This is a genomic window from Bradyrhizobium sp. S3.2.6, from assembly GCF_040546885.1.
Classification (GTDB): Bacteria; Pseudomonadota; Alphaproteobacteria; order Rhizobiales; family Xanthobacteraceae; genus Bradyrhizobium; species Bradyrhizobium cytisi.
On the sequence record NZ_JBEPOS010000013.1, the window covers coordinates 50,378 to 64,357 of the forward strand.

The following is a 13,980-nucleotide window of genomic DNA, read 5'->3' on the forward strand; positions in this document are numbered from 1 at the left end:
CGGCCAGCGACAGCAACGATGCGGCGGATCGGCAGGTGGGACATCGTTGCGGCGATCATGATAGCGCTCGTTACGGGCGCAACTTTCACGTCTCCGCCGCTCCAGACCCTGCAAGGGCTCTCGCTCGACATCCTCACGGCCTTGCGCTGGAAGCTCATCGGTGACCGCCGCGATCCCGCGACGTCACCGGTCGTCGTCGTGGCCATCGATGGGGAGACCTACGACACGCCGCCTTTCAAGGGATCGCCGACCCAGACATGGACGCGCGAGATCGGCCGGGTGCTCGGAAGTATCACTGACGGGGGCGCCAAGATCATCGGCTTCGACGTGATCTTTCAAAGCTCGATCGAGCAATCGGCGATTCCGTTCGGCGATGCGTCGTTCGGCACCCGTTTGAAGGGATTTGACCGGGACTACCTTATCGCCGTGCGGAAGCTTTCCGACAGCGGCAAGCTCGTGCTCGGCGAAATTCTCAGCAACGACCATCCGGAGCGGCCGGATCGCGCGCAGCAACTGGCGGTGAAAGACAACATCCGCGCCCTCAACGTCCATACCGACGCCGACGACGTAATCCGGCGAATGCCGCTAAGCTTTTCCATCGCGGGCCAGCCAGTGTCCGCAATGGCCGTCGAGCTCGCCGCGCGCGCACTCGGTGCCAAGCCCGAGACCGGGCCGATCGGCGTAACGAAATTGTCCGGCTACGCGATCCCGAGAGCGGTCACCAACACGCTCACGCTCAATTTCCGCGGCATGGGCCGCGACGTCCCCACTTATTCCTTCGCCGATTTGCGCGCCTGCGTCGAAAAGGGCGACACCGAGTTCTTCCGCCGCGCCTTCGAGGGCAAGATCGTGCTGCTCGGCAGCATCCTCAATTTCGAAGACCGCAAGCTCACCTCAATGCGCCTGGCCAGCGGATATGACGGGACACCCGGGTCGCGATGCGCCCTGCCCGCGCCTGCAAGCACCGCGCAACAAGCCCGCAACGCGGTCGCCGGCGTCTTCGTTCACGCCACGGTCGTGCGAAATCTGCTCGAGCATGATGCCATCACCGAGCTCGGCTTCCCGCTGCGGACGATCCTGACAATTGTTTTCGCGGCGATCATTGCCGCTGCCGCCTGCCTGCTCGCTCCGACCGGCGCGGCGGTTACCTGGCTTGGGCTCACCGTCGCCTACGCTGCTATCGCCGTCAGCACATTCGCGCATGCCATCGCGCTGCCCCTGACCGAGCCCGTGCTCGCCGGTCTCGCAGCGCTCGCCATGATGATCGGCTACCGCTTCGTGATCGCCGACCGCGAGGAGCGCTTCCTGCGCAAGAGCTTTGCGTTCTATCTCGCACCCGAGGTGATCGACGGCATGGTCGCCTCCGGCAAGATGCCCGTGCTCGGGGGCGAGATGCGCAACATCACCATGTTCTTCTCTGACCTCAGCGGCTTCTCCTCGATCGCCGAGAAGATGACGCCAAGCGAGCTGGTCGCGCTGATGAACGACTATCTCTCCGACATGACCGACATTATCGAAAGCCACGGCGGCTATGTCGACAAATATATCGGCGATTCCATCGTCGCGATGTTCGGCGCGCCGGCCGACGATCCCGATCATGCACGCAACGCGGTCGCTGCCGCGCTGCAATGCCGCGACCGGCTCGAGGAGCTCAACGAAAGCCATCCCGCGTTCCGTGGCCGCGGCCTCGCCCACCGCATCGGGTTGAACAGCGGCGAAGCCGTGGTCGGCAATATCGGCTCGCGCCGGCGCTTCAACTACACCGTCATGAGCGATACCGTGAACCTCGCCTCGCGGCTCGAAGGCGCCAACAAATACTTTGGCACCGTGATCATGGCGTCCGAGATGACTGTGAACCAGAGCCGCAGCGCCTACACCTGGCGCGAGCTCGACATGGTCAGGGTGCAGGGACGCGACGAGCCGATCAGGGTGTACGAGCCGCTCGCCGAGAAGAACCACGAGACGCAGGAGCAGGGCATCCGCACGGCAACTTACGCCAGCGGGCTTGCGTGCTGGCGTGCGCGCGACTTCGCCAAAGCGGCCGAGCTGTTCGAGAGCGCCGCCGGCGACGATCCGCCGTGCCGATATTTTGCCAAGCGTGCGCGGACACTGGCGGCGCATCCACCGCCGGCCAACTGGACGGCGGTGAATACGCTGGAAGGGAAGTAGCGGCGCGAGCCAGGTGCACCGATGCACCCTCTCCCCTTGTGGGCTCGACGCGCAGCGGCGAGACGGGTGAGGGGTTCTATCCGCACATAACTCTCAGGCGGCGACATCCGCGGAGAAAACCCCTCATCCGGCGGTTCGCGCCACCTTCTCCCACAAGGGGAGAAGGAAAGAAGCCAGCATCAGACGTAACAAACCTAAAACGGCAGCCCCACATAATTCTCCGCGAGCAACCGCTGCGCCGTCTCGGACGACAACAGGTACTCCAGCTCGGTCTGCTGGAGACGATCTTCATACTCGGAACGATCGGGGAAACGGTGCAGCAGCATCGTCATCCACCACGAGAAGCGCTGCGCCTTCCATATCCGCGCCAATGCCTTGGCGGAGTAGCCCGCCAGCCCGGAATCGTCGCCATCCTGATAGTGCGCGAGCATCGCGTGGTAGAGGTAATAGATGTCGGAAGCAGCGCTGTTCAGCCCGCGCGCGCCGGTCGGCGGCACGATGTGGGCGGCATCGCCGGCGAGGAACAGTCGGCCATAGCTCATCGGCTCGGCGACGAAGCTGCGCAAAGGCGCGATGCTCTTTTCGATCGAGGGGCCGGTGATCAAGCGGTCTGCGACCTCATCGGGCAGGCGACGCTTCAGCTCCGCCCAGAATGCATCGTCCGACCAGTCTTCGACCTTGTCAGTCAGCGGCACCTGGAGGTAATAGCGGCTCAGCACCTGTGAGCGCAGCGAGCAGAGCGCAAAGCCGCGCGCATGCTTCACGTAGATGAGCTCAGGCGACACCGGCCTGGTCCGCGACAACACGCCGAGCCAGCCGAACGGATAGACCTTTTCATATTCACGCAGCGCATCCTTCGGGATCGATTTGCGGCTGACGCCGTGAAATCCGTCGGCGCCGACGATGTAGTCGCAATCAACGCGGACGGTCTCGCCGTTCGATCGATACGTCACGTAGGGCCGGTCGGAGGTCAGATCATGCGGCGTCACGTCCTCGGCATTATGCACGACCTTGCCACTGAGCCGGTCGCGCGCCTCATAGAGGTCGCGCGTCAGCTCGGTCTGGCCGTAGACCAGCACCGAATTGCCGCCGGAATGCTTGTTTAGATCGACATGGGAGAGCACGCCGTCATGGGCGATCTCGAAGCCGTTGTGGATCTCGCCCTCGCGGTCCATCCGCTCGCCGCATTGCGCCTCGCGCATCAGCCGGGCAAAGCCATGCTCGAGCACGCCGGCGCGGATGCGCGCCAGCACGTGCTCGCGGCTGTATTTCTCCAGCACGATGGTATCGATGCCCTTCAGGTGCAGGAGCTGGGACAGCAGCAGCCCGGACGGCCCGCCGCCGATGATGCAAACCTGAACTTTCATTTTTCCGTCCTCCCGTCGGCACTTTTTTGCAGATTCCGCCGCCTGTACCGATGGAGGCTTTCGCCATTGTCTTGTACTATTCGAACATGAGAACCGCAGCCCCCGCCCCGGCCATCCGGGTCTACAATCTGTTCGGTGAAGCCGGCGACCTGCCGGACGTCGTCCATTGCGAGACGATTGCGTCGCGCTCGGTGCTGCATGACTGGACGCTCGCCGTGCACCGCCACGCCCGGCTGCACCAGGTGCTGCTGATCGAGCGCGGCGGCGGCGAGGCGACACTCGACGGACGCGTGGTGCCGCTCAGGCCGATGCAGATCGTCAACGTGCCGGTCGGCCATGTCCACGGCTTCCGTTTCGTGCGGGAGACCCAGGGCTGGGTTCTGACCATCGCCGCGGAAATCCTGGACGAGGCACTGCTCGCCGCCGAGGGCCTGCGCGGCGTGCTGTCACGATCGGCCGTCGTTCGCGGCACGCCGCAGATCCGCGCGACGATGAAACAGATCTTTGCCGAGCACGCTGCGCGCGATTTCGGCCGCGCGCATGTGCTCCGCGCGCTGTCGGCCGCCATGATCGGCCTCGTGGCACGAGCGCTTACAGCCGAGAGCGGCACCAGCAGCAGCTCTGAATCAAATCTGTTCCGCCGCTTCGAAGCCCTGCTCGAACAGCATCATCTGGAGCGCCGGACCGTTGCGGACTACGCGAACGCGCTGGCGATCACGCCGACCCATCTCAACCGCATCACGCGCGCGGCAACCGGCGATACCGCCTCGCACCTGATCCTGAACCGGCTGATCCGCGAGGCACGCCGCAACCTCGTCTATACAAATCTTCCGGTCTCGACGATCGCCTATGCGCTCGGCTTCGAGGACCCCGCCTATTTCAGCCGGGTCTACGCCGCAGCCACCGGGCTGTCACCGCGCGCCTTTCGCGCTCAGATTCATGGCGATGAAGGCTGATCCACATGTTACTGGTGCGCTCGCTCCTGCGCGGATTCCACCGGCGCTTCGTCCGGATGCCGCTTCTCGTAATGCAGGAAGAGATCGAGCAGCGCCAGCAGCACGATGAGGACGCCGAAGCCGATGCTCAGATGCATCGCCCGCGTATGCGGAAATCCGAGCAGCCAGGGCGACGCGATGAGCCAGACGCCCATCAGGACGTTGATCCATTCCTCCCAGTCCCGGTAAGCGATGATGGCTGCCAGCGAGAGCACGACGATGATCGCGCTCGTGACCCAGAGGTCGATCTTGCCCTGACTATTTGTCAATTTGAACAGCCATGGCGATATGAAGAGAACGGCGGCGAGAAACAGATTATAGACGTCAGGGACAGTTTCGCGCTCTTGCAGCCTGCTCATGACACACCCTCCGCGGGGGACCCGTCGGAGCAAAGACTGGGAAGCGATTTGGTTCCCATTCGGCGTGGGCTTATTGGCTAGACTTTGGTCTCGCTCAGGAACCGAACCGACGACGATAGTCCTGCGGCGCCGTGGCCAGCACGCGCAGAAAACTGCGGCGCATGGTCTCCTCCGACCCGAAACCGCAGCGCTGGGATATCCGCTTCACCGGCAGGCGCGTCTCCGACAGCATTCGCCGCGCAGCTTCCACCCGCAACCGCTCGATGGCCCGCAGCGGCGTCAGTCCGGTCGCCTTGGCATAATGGCGGCTGAAACTGCGCTCGCTCATGCCGGCCTCGCGTGCCAGTCTGGACAGAGAGAGATCGCCGGCGAGATGCTTGCTGATCCATTGGTGCAACACGCCGAATTCATCCTCGGCGGATTGCAGCGACAGCGCCTCGCTGAACTGCGCCTGCCCGCCCGGCCGCTTGAGGAAGACGACGAGATAACGCGCCACGGCCAGCGCGGTGGTGCGGCCGAGATCCTCCTCCACCAGGGCCAGCGCCAGATCGATGCCGGCGGTTACGCCCGCCGAGGTCCACATCGAGCCATCGCGCACGAAGATCGGATCTGGCTCGACGCGCACGGCCGGGAAACGCCGCGCGAGCTCGGCGCAATACGACCAATGGGTCACCGCACGGCGTCCGTCGAGCGCGCCGGATGCACCGAGCAGAAATGCGCCGGTGCAAACCGACGCCACGCGCCGCGCCTTCTTCACGCGCTGCCGCAGCCAGTCCAACAGCACCGGATCGGAAGCGGCGAGATCGACACCCGGACCACCTGCGACAACCAACGTGTCCAGCCCGCTGCCGGCGCGCGGCAGCGGCTCCGTTGCAATTGCCAATCCTGAGGACGCCGTCACCCGCGCGCGATCTTTCGCCACCACGCGAAGCGCATAAGGCGGCGTTCCGCCGGCCTCCACGATCTGCTCGTTGGCGGTCGCGAACACCTGGAGCGGTCCGGTGACGTCGAGCAGCTGTACCGATGGATAAGCCAGCACTTCGATCACGCGCACGGAACTCCGCGTGGCGCGCGAAATGGTACTTGGCGAAAAGCGAGGGCTCTTTGGCATTTGCGCCAAAGCGTGCCCGGTTAAGTTGCCGCTGTCCAGCCTCGAGGAGAGACCATGACCACGAAGACTTTTACCAAGACCGCCCCGCCGGAATGGCTTCTCGCGATGTGGAAGGAGATCGACGACAAGACCTTTGGCAAGGGTTTTGACTGTTTCGCCGAAGAGGCTATCTGCAATCTCGGCGTGGCCGACTGGCACGGCCGTGAGGCGATCCGCAACAATCTGCGGCAGTTCATCGACCGTGGCTTCACCGCGCTGCATGACGTCGTCGAGTACTGGGACAGCCCTGAGCTCAAGATCTTCCACGGCAAGGTCGCGATGCGCTTCGACGATCCCAGCATCGAACCCGTGAGACCGACGATGGCCCATTTCTTCTATATGGACGAAAAAGATCCCACCAAGGTCAAGCGCTGGGTCGGAGCGGTGGGACCGACCGGATTTTAGCTAGCGCGTCACCGACGGAGCTCGGCGGTCCAAGCTCCACCACGACAAGAGAGCTGGCCTCGTCATCGGATGCGGCCGGCTCATTCCTGATCAAGTGAAGCAAACATCGAAGAACAAGACCTTCTCCGGCCCCTGCAAGTTGATCGCGAAGAATACACGACCTTGACAGCGCGCTCGTCGCTCGAAAATCGAAGGCGGCCATAGCCGGGATCAGGCGAATTCGGACCGGGCCCGCCACTATTCCCGGCGCTTCTACTTACCTTGGTATAGCGCGACCAACCCTTTGGATAGAATTCGTTTACCTCCGTACGATTGAGCGCGGAATGCGCACGCCTTATCGTAGCTGCATTCGGCGCCCCAGACGCTGGTGGCACGGACCTCCCTAACCTTGGCGCAAGACGGCCACACCCTGTCCGGTCGTCTGCGCTGCTTTTTCAGCAAGCCGTCAGCGACCTCGGTGTTTTCCCGGCCGACACGTCGAGCCCTCGCGGTCGAAGCTGCCGGCTTCCATGCGAAACTGGAGTTTCGTGCTTAATGTCTTCGTTTGAGAAGATCGCGCTCTTCATCGATGGCTCCAATCTCTATGCCACCTCCAAGGCGCTCGGTTTCGACATCGATTACAGGCGTCTGCTCAGCGAATTTCGCGGCCGAGGCGTGTTGCTGCGGGCCTTCTACTACACGACACTCATTGACGATCAGGAATACTCGTCAATCCGCCCATTGATCGATTGGCTCGACTATAACGGGTATACCGTCGTCACCAAGCTCACCAAGGAGTTTGTCGACGCCACCACCGGCCGCCGCAAGGTGAAGGGCAGCATGGACGTGGACCTCGCCGTGACGGCGATGGAGCTCGCCGGGCACGTCGATCAGATCGTGTTGTTCTCAGGCGATGGAGATTTTCGTTCGCTGGTGGAAGCCGTGCAGCGCCGCGGCGTCCGGGTGACCGTCATCTCCACGCTGGCCAGCCAGCCGCCGATGATCGCCGACGAACTGCGCCGACAGGCGGACATCTTCGTTGACCTGGCGGAACTGAAGCCGAGAGTGGGGCGCGATCCGGCGGAACGGCCGGGATCGCGCGAGATGCGTCAGCAACCGCCGCAATTCATCGCGCGCGGAACGGTGAATCGAAGCGACCAGCTGGAATAATCTTGGCCTGACGATCCCTGGATCGTCAGACGTCGAAGAACACTGTCTCGTCCGGCCCCTGCAAATTGATCGTGAAGGAATAAACAGCCTTGCCGGCGCGCTCGCTGCGGGTGGCGATCAGCGTGTTGCGACGCACCGGAGGCTCGACCAGATTGAGCACGGGATCGGCGGCGTTGGCGGCCTCTTCATCGGAGAAATAGAGCCGGGTGTTGAGCCCGATATTGATGCCGCGGGCGACAATCCAGATGTCGACGTGCGGCGCGCATTTGCGCCCGGCCCTGTCGACGATCGCACCCGGCTTGATGGTCTCGAAGGTGACGAGTCCGCTCTCGAAATCGGAGCCGGCACGGCCCCAGCCGCGGAAGTCCTCGTCCAGCGCGCCGGCCGAACGATCAGCCGGATGGTTGTAGCGGCCGGCCGCGTTGGCCTGCCAGATCTCCAAAAGAACGTCGCGCAGCACCGTGCCGCTGCCGTCGATCACCCTGCCTTGCAGCGTGATGCGTTCACCCTTCGTGTTCGGCGTCACCAGCACGTTGGAAAAGTTCTTCTCGAAAATGTCGAAGCCGGCCATGGCCGGGATCAGGCCGATATGAACGTAGGGTCCGGCGGTCTGCGAGGCGGTTTCCTTGAGATAGTTGAGCGGCTGCGGCATGGGCTCAGTTCCCTTCGGGACGGTTCTCGAAATAGGTGGAGCGCTGGCCGCGCAGCACGATGTCGAAGCGATAGGCGAGTGAGTCGAACGGCGTCGAGGCGTTGAGGTCGAGCGGCGCCACCAAGCGATCGAGCGCGTCCTTGTCCGGGATCGTCGTCAGGATCGGGCAGACCGGGATCAGCGGATCGCCCTCAAAGTACATCTGCGTGATCAGCCGCTGCGCAAAGCCCGAGCCGAACACCGAGAAGTGGATGTGGGCGGGACGCCAGCTGTTGACGAAGTTGCGCCAGGGATAGGGCCCAGGCTTCACGGTGCGGAAGTAGTAATAGCCGGTGTTATCGGTCAGCGCGCGGCCGCAGCCGCCGAAATTCGGATCGATCGGCGCCAGATACGTGTCCTTCCTGTGCCGGTAGCGGCCGCCGGCATTGGCCTGCCAGAACTCGACCAGCGTGTTCGGCACGCCGCGGCCGATCTCGTCCAGCACGCGGCCGTGGACGATGATGCGCTCTCCGACGGGATCGCCGTCCTTGGCGTAGTTGCGGATCAGATCGTTGTCGAGCGGGCCGAGATCGTTGTGGCCGAACACCGGCCCCGTGATCTCCGAGACCGAGCTCTCCAGCGACAGCAGCGGCTGGCGCGGCGAGCGCAGCACCGAGGATTTGTAGCCGGGCGCGTAGGCCGGCGGATGGATGGCGCGGTCGCGCTGGAAGAAGCCGCCGTCACGCGGCGTAAACGGCTCGGGAGCGTTGAGGCGGCGATCCCTTAAGGCTGGCGCCTGGGCATTCATCGGCGTTGTCTCTCCCTTTGGCTGCGGCCGGTCCTGGCGCACGGCCTATCGGGAGATCATGGGCCGGCCTATTCCACAGATAAATAGATCGATTATAATATATTGCATGAAAAAAATCGATCATTTGGCGCTCGACGGCCACGCCCTCGAACTGTTCCTCGCCGTGCTGGAGGAAGGTTCGGTGACGGCTGCCGCAATCCGGCTCGGCCTGACACAGTCGGCCGTCAGTCACGCCCTGAACAAGCTGCGGCGGATCGCCGGCGATCCGCTGTTCGCCAAATCCGGCCGTGGCATTGTCGCGACCGCCCACGCCCAGGCTCTGGCCGCAAAAGCGCGGGCGCTGATCGACGAGATGCGCAGCTTCGCAGGCGGTGTCACGTTCGAGCCGGCGAGCGCGCAGCTCTCGCTGACGATCGCTGCCAACGACCTTCAGCGCGATTTGCTGCTGCCGCGCTTCTTCGGACATGTCGCCGCGCAGGTGAAGAGCCTCAATCTGCGTCTAATCCCATCGCAGTCGCCCTCGCCTGCGATGCTGCGCGAGAATCGTTGCGATCTCCTGATCACACCGCTGCCGCCGTCCGGCATCGACATCGTGCAGAAGCGGCTGCTGCGGGATCATTACGTCTGCTATTACGATCCCAAGGCGCGCACCGCACCAGGCAGCCGTAGCGCCTATCTCGCAGCGCGCCACATCACCGTGGTCTATACCGACAACGAGCGGCTCGATTTCGACCGCCGGCTCGCCGCGAACGGCTTCCACCGCGACATTGCCATCTCCGTGCCGAGCTTCTCCGGCGTGCCGTCGTTCCTGCGCGGGACGCAGATGCTGGCGAGCATGCCGAGCCTGCTGGCCTCCGGCGTGATGCGTGGCTTCGCGCATGCGCTGATACCGCTGGCCTCACGCACGCGAACGCTGGCCGAACTGCCGATGTTCATGGTCTGGCACCAGCGCTATCAGAAGGACCCGGCGCATCGCTGGATCAGGGCCCAACTCGAAGCCGTGGCCGCGACCGCCGCGGAGACTTGAGACCCCGTCCCAAGTTTCGGAAGCCCGCCCCTCGCCAAACCCACTGGTTGCGCAGGGAGAGCCACGCTAGAATTCCCACATGACAGTGACCGATATCGCGAGCCGAACCTACAATCACAGCTGGCGGCTGGATCCCATCATCCGCAGCCTGCTTGATACCGACTTCTATAAGCTATTGATGTTACAGCTGATTCGGGAATCATACCCGGATCAACAGGTGACGTTTTCGGTCATCAATCGTTCGCGCCATGTGCGCCTTGCCGAGATCATCGACGAGGGCGAGCTGCGCGCCCAGCTCGATCATGCCCGCACCATCCGCTTCACCAAGAAGGAGTTGATCTGGCTCGCCGGCAACACCTTCTACGGCAAGACGCACATGTTCTCCGCGGATTTCATCCGCTGGCTCGCCGAATTCCGCCTTCCCGAATACGAGCTGCGCCAGGTCGAGGGCCAGTACGAGCTGCATTTCCACGGGCCCTGGACCCATACCACCATGTGGGAGATTCCGGCGCTCGCCATCCTCAACGAATTGCGCTCGCGTTCGGCGATGAAGGGCCGCGGCCGCTTCGAGCTGGACGTGCTCTATGCCCGCGCCAAGGCCAAGCTATGGACCAAGGTGGAGCGGCTGCGCGAGCTGGAAAATTTGCGGCTGTCCGACTTCGGCACCCGCCGCCGCCACGGCTTCCTGTGGCAGCGCTGGTGCGTAGAAGCGGTGAAGGAGGGCCTGGGTTCGTCCTTCATCGGCACCTCCAACGTGCTGCTGGCGATGGACAACGATCTCGAAGCCATCGGCACCAATGCGCATGAGCTGCCGATGGTCGCCGCCGCGCTCGCCAAGGACGACGAAGAATTGCGCTGGGCGCCGTATCGCGTTCTCGACCAGTGGCGTCAGACCTATGGCGGTAATCTGCTGATCGCGCTGCCGGATGCTTTCGGCACCAAAGCCTTCCTGCGCGATGCGCCGGAATGGGTGGCGGACTGGACCGGCTTCCGCCCCGACAGCGCGCCGCCAATCCAGGCCGGCGAAGAGATCATCGCATGGTGGGCGAAGAAGGGCCGCAACCCCAAGGACAAGCTGCTCGTGTTCTCCGACGCGATGGATGTCGGCTCGATCGAGGAGACCTATCACCACTTCTCCGGCCGCTCGCGGCTCTCGTTCGGCTGGGGCACCAACCTCACCAACGATTTCGTCGGCTGCGCGCCGGATGGCTCATTCGATCTCGATCCGATCTCGATCGTGTGCAAGGTGTCGTCGGTCGACGGACATCCGGCCGTCAAGCTCTCCGACAATCCGGAGAAGGCAACCGGTCTTCCCTCGGAGATCGAGCGCTATTTGCGCGTGTTCGGCGATGCCGGCCGCGTGCGCAAGCCTGTGCTGGTCTAGCCCCGATCCAAATTCTCTCAATCGAGTAAATCGCGAGGGTCGGATTCGCGGCATCGGCGCGCCGGTTCCGGTTTGGCGGCATTTGCGGCGATCTGCACGAATCCGTTTCACGACACCTTCACTCTGCGAGACAGTCTCTCGGCTTTTCGAGGTCGAGTTAAGCAGCGTTCCCGCCTCATTCGCGTTATGAGCGGAACGCTCCGCTGGGATCGTTGAGCGATTTGGGGAACGCAGGGTGTTTCGTAGAACAGCAACGTCGGCGAAGGAACGCAGCTTCCTTCACGTCATCAAGCTTGTCTCGCCTTTCGTGACGGTCGTCGTGCTTCAGGCGGCGATCGCGGGATTCAGCTTAGAGGTGATGTCATCGGTTCGCGCCTATGTCGCGGGCGAGGCGATGTGGTCGCGCTCGCAGAAGAACGCCGTTTATTTCCTCAATCTCTATCTGCATTCGGGCCAGGCCAGCCAGTTCGCGCAATATCAGACCTCGCTCGCCGTCCCGATCGGCGACGAATACGCGAGATGGGCACTCGAGGGCGATCCGGTCGACGTCGAGCTCGCGCGCATCGGCTTCCTGCAGGGTGGCAACCATCCAGATGACGTCCCCGGCCTGATTTGGCTGTTCCGCTATTTCAACCAAGTCAGCTTCCTCCGCGAAGCGATCCGGGAGTGGGCTGCCACCGATCCGATGCTGCTGGAACTCAGCGTCTTCGGTGAAGTCATCAAGAGTGAACTAAAAAACGGTCCCGTCAGGGACAGCGACCGTCTGCAATTCCTATCGTCCCGCCTCTCGGAGCTGAACAGGCAGTTCACAGGGCATGCCGAGCGATTCTCGACCGTGCTCGGCGAAGGCTCCCGCGCCATCAAGCTGACGCTGACATGGCTCAACATCGCCACCGCCGCGATCCTGATCCTGCTCCTGATCTGGCACACGCGACGACTGGTGCTACAGCGGCAGGCGTTCGAGGATGCGCTGCATGCCGAGAAGGAGCGCCTCGCCTATCAGGCCTCGCATGACTGGTTGACCGGCATCGCCAACCGGCGGGCCTTCGAGGCGCGCCTGCAGAGGGAGCTCGATGATAGCGGCGAAAATTCACTCAGCCTGATCCTGCTCGACCTCGACCAGTTCAAGAGCGTCAATGACAGCTGCGGCCATCTTGCCGGGGATCGACTGCTGTGTCAGGTCGCGCGCCTGCTGCAGCAGGACCGGCGGCCGCACGATCTGGTCGCACGGCTCGGCGGTGACGAGTTCGGCCTGATCCTGCCGCAATGCGCGCCGTACGACGCCGTCGATATCGCCGAGCGGCTGCGGCGATCACTCGAGATGTTCAATTTCGCCTGGGACGATCGCTATTTTGCGGTGACCGCCAGCATCGGCGTTGCCTGCATTGCCGACGCCAACACCACGCTCGAGGAGGCGATGCGCCGGACGGATGCCGCCTGCTATCGCGCCAAGGAAAAGGGGCGTAACCGGGTTCAAGTCGACAACGGAAAGCCGGACGTCGCTCTCGTCGCTGCGCCGGCGCGGGAAGCTGCCCGCGCGTGAGCGTCACCGCTATTGTCCCGGCAAGATCCCGAGACCCAGGAGATGCGCGTCCAGGAAATGCGTGACCTGCTGGCGCAGCATCTGCGGCGGCACGGCGACCATGCGTTCTTCGAGGCCGAGCGAGATGATCCCATGCACTGCGGAAAACAACGTCCGCGACAGCAGTGCGATCTTCACGTCATCCGCATCCGGTAGCAAACGCACCAGAGGCGGATGCATCAACGCGAAGGCGTCCATCACCATCTGAAGAATGTCGTCGGGATAAGGACGGTCGTCCTCCATCCGATGCTCGAACAGCGAGCGCAACAGATTGGCGTTGTCGGCGAAGAATTCGAGATAGGTCTCGGCGAGACCATAGAGCTGGCGGACCGGGTCCTCAGCCGGAACCCGGCCCAGCCGCACCGTCAACGCCTGAACCGTCTCCCGATTGACCGTCAGGATCACCCCGTCGAAGTCGCCGAACTCGTTATAGACGCTGCCGACCGAGCAGCCGGCGGCCTCGGCCACGTCTCGAACCTTCAACGATCTCAATCCTTTAGTCGCAATAATGCTGCGGGCGATCTCCAGGATCTGGAGACGCCGTCGATTTTTTTTCTGGTCCCGCAATGATTCTTCTTGAACATTGTTCATTTTAAAGCTACTCACGTGAACATTGTTCAAACTAACCCGGAGACCTGCAAAATGCAAACCCTCGCTGTCGATATCGCCTCCACCTTCGTCGACGACGCCGCGGCTCTCTTGAGCGGCTTCGGCCGCGCCCTACTGCGGGTCGTCATGGCCCCTATCGATCGGATCGCGAATGCCTGCGATATTGCCGGCGTGCTCGCTGGGCGCCGCGCGACCTTCCGGATGTGGCGGACCACCCGTCGTTCCCGCCACGAGCGCCGCCGCTTCAGCGTGCTCGGCCGCTTAAACCCCTTTCGCCACCTCGCTCACCTCACCTGAAGAGAAACCGGTGCGCATGCGAGTCGGTTCGAATGCGAGGACAGGCCG

The 13,980-nt window shown here is 63.3% G+C and carries 14 protein-coding genes; 8 read left to right on the top strand and 6 right to left on the bottom strand.

All coding sequences use genetic code 11. The features are described from left to right. The first annotated feature begins 18 nt into the window (after positions 1 to 18). Positions 19 to 2,169, top strand: coding sequence for a CHASE2 domain-containing protein (locus tag ABID58_RS22305; RefSeq protein WP_354034671.1), 2,151 nt, complete (start codon positions 19 to 21; stop codon positions 2,167 to 2,169). 194 nt (positions 2,170 to 2,363) lie between these two features. Here ABID58_RS22305 and pobA read toward each other — a convergent pair whose 3' ends face one another. Next, the gene (pobA, locus tag ABID58_RS22310; RefSeq protein WP_354034672.1) at positions 2,364 to 3,536 is read right to left on the bottom strand and encodes a 4-hydroxybenzoate 3-monooxygenase; all 1,173 of its coding nucleotides are present in this window, start codon (positions 3,534 to 3,536) and stop codon (positions 2,364 to 2,366) included. Positions 3,537 to 3,586: 50 nt separating this feature from the next. Between pobA and ABID58_RS22315 the strand changes: the two genes are divergently transcribed. Next, the gene (locus ABID58_RS22315; protein WP_148755416.1) at positions 3,587 to 4,492 is read left to right on the top strand and encodes a helix-turn-helix domain-containing protein; all 906 of its coding nucleotides are present in this window, start codon (positions 3,587 to 3,589) and stop codon (positions 4,490 to 4,492) included. Between the two features lie 8 nt (positions 4,493 to 4,500). Here the strand turns inward: ABID58_RS22315 and ABID58_RS22320 are convergent, their stop codons facing one another. Beyond that, entirely contained in the window at positions 4,501 to 4,890 is a 390-nt protein-coding gene (locus ABID58_RS22320) for an SPW repeat protein (RefSeq protein WP_354034673.1), read from the bottom strand. Between the two features lie 94 nt (positions 4,891 to 4,984). Then, on the bottom strand, positions 4,985 to 5,935 hold the full coding sequence (locus ABID58_RS22325; RefSeq protein WP_502916422.1) for a GlxA family transcriptional regulator: 951 nt from the start codon (positions 5,933 to 5,935) through the stop codon (positions 4,985 to 4,987). Between the two features lie 120 nt (positions 5,936 to 6,055). On the opposite strand from ABID58_RS22325, the gene ABID58_RS22330 reads away from it, so the two are divergent. Together ABID58_RS22330 and ABID58_RS22335 are read left to right on the top strand one after the other, a co-directional pair. After that, positions 6,056 to 6,445: a nuclear transport factor 2 family protein gene (locus ABID58_RS22330; RefSeq protein ID WP_354034675.1), complete on the top strand. Its 390-nt coding sequence runs from the start codon at positions 6,056 to 6,058 to the stop codon at positions 6,443 to 6,445. 534 nt (positions 6,446 to 6,979) lie between these two features. Then, positions 6,980 to 7,594, top strand: a complete 615-nt coding sequence (locus tag ABID58_RS22335) for a LabA-like NYN domain-containing protein (RefSeq protein WP_148755412.1) — start codon at positions 6,980 to 6,982, stop codon at positions 7,592 to 7,594. A 25-nt stretch (positions 7,595 to 7,619) separates the two neighbouring features. Here the strand turns inward: ABID58_RS22335 and pcaG are convergent, their stop codons facing one another. Further along, entirely contained in the window at positions 7,620 to 8,246 is a 627-nt protein-coding gene (pcaG, locus tag ABID58_RS22340; protein ID WP_354034676.1) for a protocatechuate 3,4-dioxygenase subunit alpha, read from the bottom strand. 4 nt (positions 8,247 to 8,250) lie between these two features. Then, positions 8,251 to 9,033, bottom strand: a complete 783-nt coding sequence (gene pcaH, locus ABID58_RS22345) for a protocatechuate 3,4-dioxygenase subunit beta (RefSeq protein ID WP_354034677.1) — start codon at positions 9,031 to 9,033, stop codon at positions 8,251 to 8,253. A gap of 106 nt (positions 9,034 to 9,139) precedes the next feature. Here pcaH and ABID58_RS22350 point away from each other — a divergent pair, with 106 nt between their 5' ends. The 3 genes from ABID58_RS22350 (at position 9,140) to ABID58_RS22360 (ending at position 12,987) form a co-directional block, all read left to right on the top strand. Further along, entirely contained in the window at positions 9,140 to 10,060 is a 921-nt protein-coding gene (locus tag ABID58_RS22350) for a LysR family transcriptional regulator (RefSeq protein ID WP_354034678.1), read from the top strand. 79 nt (positions 10,061 to 10,139) lie between these two features. Next, entirely contained in the window at positions 10,140 to 11,444 is a 1,305-nt protein-coding gene (gene pncB, locus ABID58_RS22355; protein ID WP_354034679.1) for a nicotinate phosphoribosyltransferase, read from the top strand. 235 nt (positions 11,445 to 11,679) lie between these two features. Further along, a complete protein-coding gene (locus ABID58_RS22360) occupies positions 11,680 to 12,987 on the top strand; it encodes a GGDEF domain-containing protein (RefSeq protein ID WP_354034680.1) in 1,308 nt (435 codons plus the stop codon). A 9-nt stretch (positions 12,988 to 12,996) separates the two neighbouring features. Here the strand turns inward: ABID58_RS22360 and ABID58_RS22365 are convergent, their stop codons facing one another. Beyond that, complete coding sequence (locus ABID58_RS22365) at positions 12,997 to 13,617, bottom strand: TetR/AcrR family transcriptional regulator (protein WP_354034856.1); 621 nt, start codon at positions 13,615 to 13,617, stop codon at positions 12,997 to 12,999. A 51-nt stretch (positions 13,618 to 13,668) separates the two neighbouring features. Here ABID58_RS22365 and ABID58_RS22370 point away from each other — a divergent pair, with 51 nt between their 5' ends. Then, positions 13,669 to 13,932, top strand: coding sequence for a hypothetical protein (locus ABID58_RS22370; RefSeq protein WP_354034681.1), 264 nt, complete (start codon positions 13,669 to 13,671; stop codon positions 13,930 to 13,932). Positions 13,933 to 13,980 lie beyond the last annotated feature (48 nt).

Excerpts from the sequence above, each read along its gene's own strand:
- ABID58_RS22305 (WP_354034671.1), top strand. The coding sequence starts at position 19 with ATGCGGCGGATCGGCAGGTGGGACATCGTTGCGGCGATCATGATAGCG.
- pobA (WP_354034672.1), bottom strand. The coding sequence starts at position 3,536 with ATGAAAGTTCAGGTTTGCATCATCGGCGGCGGGCCGTCCGGGCTGCTG.
- ABID58_RS22315 (WP_148755416.1), top strand. The coding sequence starts at position 3,587 with ATGGAGGCTTTCGCCATTGTCTTGTACTATTCGAACATGAGAACCGCA.
- ABID58_RS22320 (WP_354034673.1), bottom strand. The coding sequence starts at position 4,890 with ATGAGCAGGCTGCAAGAGCGCGAAACTGTCCCTGACGTCTATAATCTG.
- ABID58_RS22330 (WP_354034675.1), top strand. The coding sequence starts at position 6,056 with ATGACCACGAAGACTTTTACCAAGACCGCCCCGCCGGAATGGCTTCTC.
- ABID58_RS22335 (WP_148755412.1), top strand. The coding sequence starts at position 6,980 with ATGTCTTCGTTTGAGAAGATCGCGCTCTTCATCGATGGCTCCAATCTC.
- pcaG (WP_354034676.1), bottom strand. The coding sequence starts at position 8,246 with ATGCCGCAGCCGCTCAACTATCTCAAGGAAACCGCCTCGCAGACCGCC.
- pcaH (WP_354034677.1), bottom strand. The coding sequence starts at position 9,033 with ATGAATGCCCAGGCGCCAGCCTTAAGGGATCGCCGCCTCAACGCTCCC.
- ABID58_RS22350 (WP_354034678.1), top strand. The coding sequence starts at position 9,140 with ATGAAAAAAATCGATCATTTGGCGCTCGACGGCCACGCCCTCGAACTG.
- pncB (WP_354034679.1), top strand. The coding sequence starts at position 10,140 with ATGACAGTGACCGATATCGCGAGCCGAACCTACAATCACAGCTGGCGG.
- ABID58_RS22365 (WP_354034856.1), bottom strand. The coding sequence starts at position 13,617 with ATGAACAATGTTCAAGAAGAATCATTGCGGGACCAGAAAAAAAATCGA.
- ABID58_RS22370 (WP_354034681.1), top strand. The coding sequence starts at position 13,669 with ATGCAAACCCTCGCTGTCGATATCGCCTCCACCTTCGTCGACGACGCC.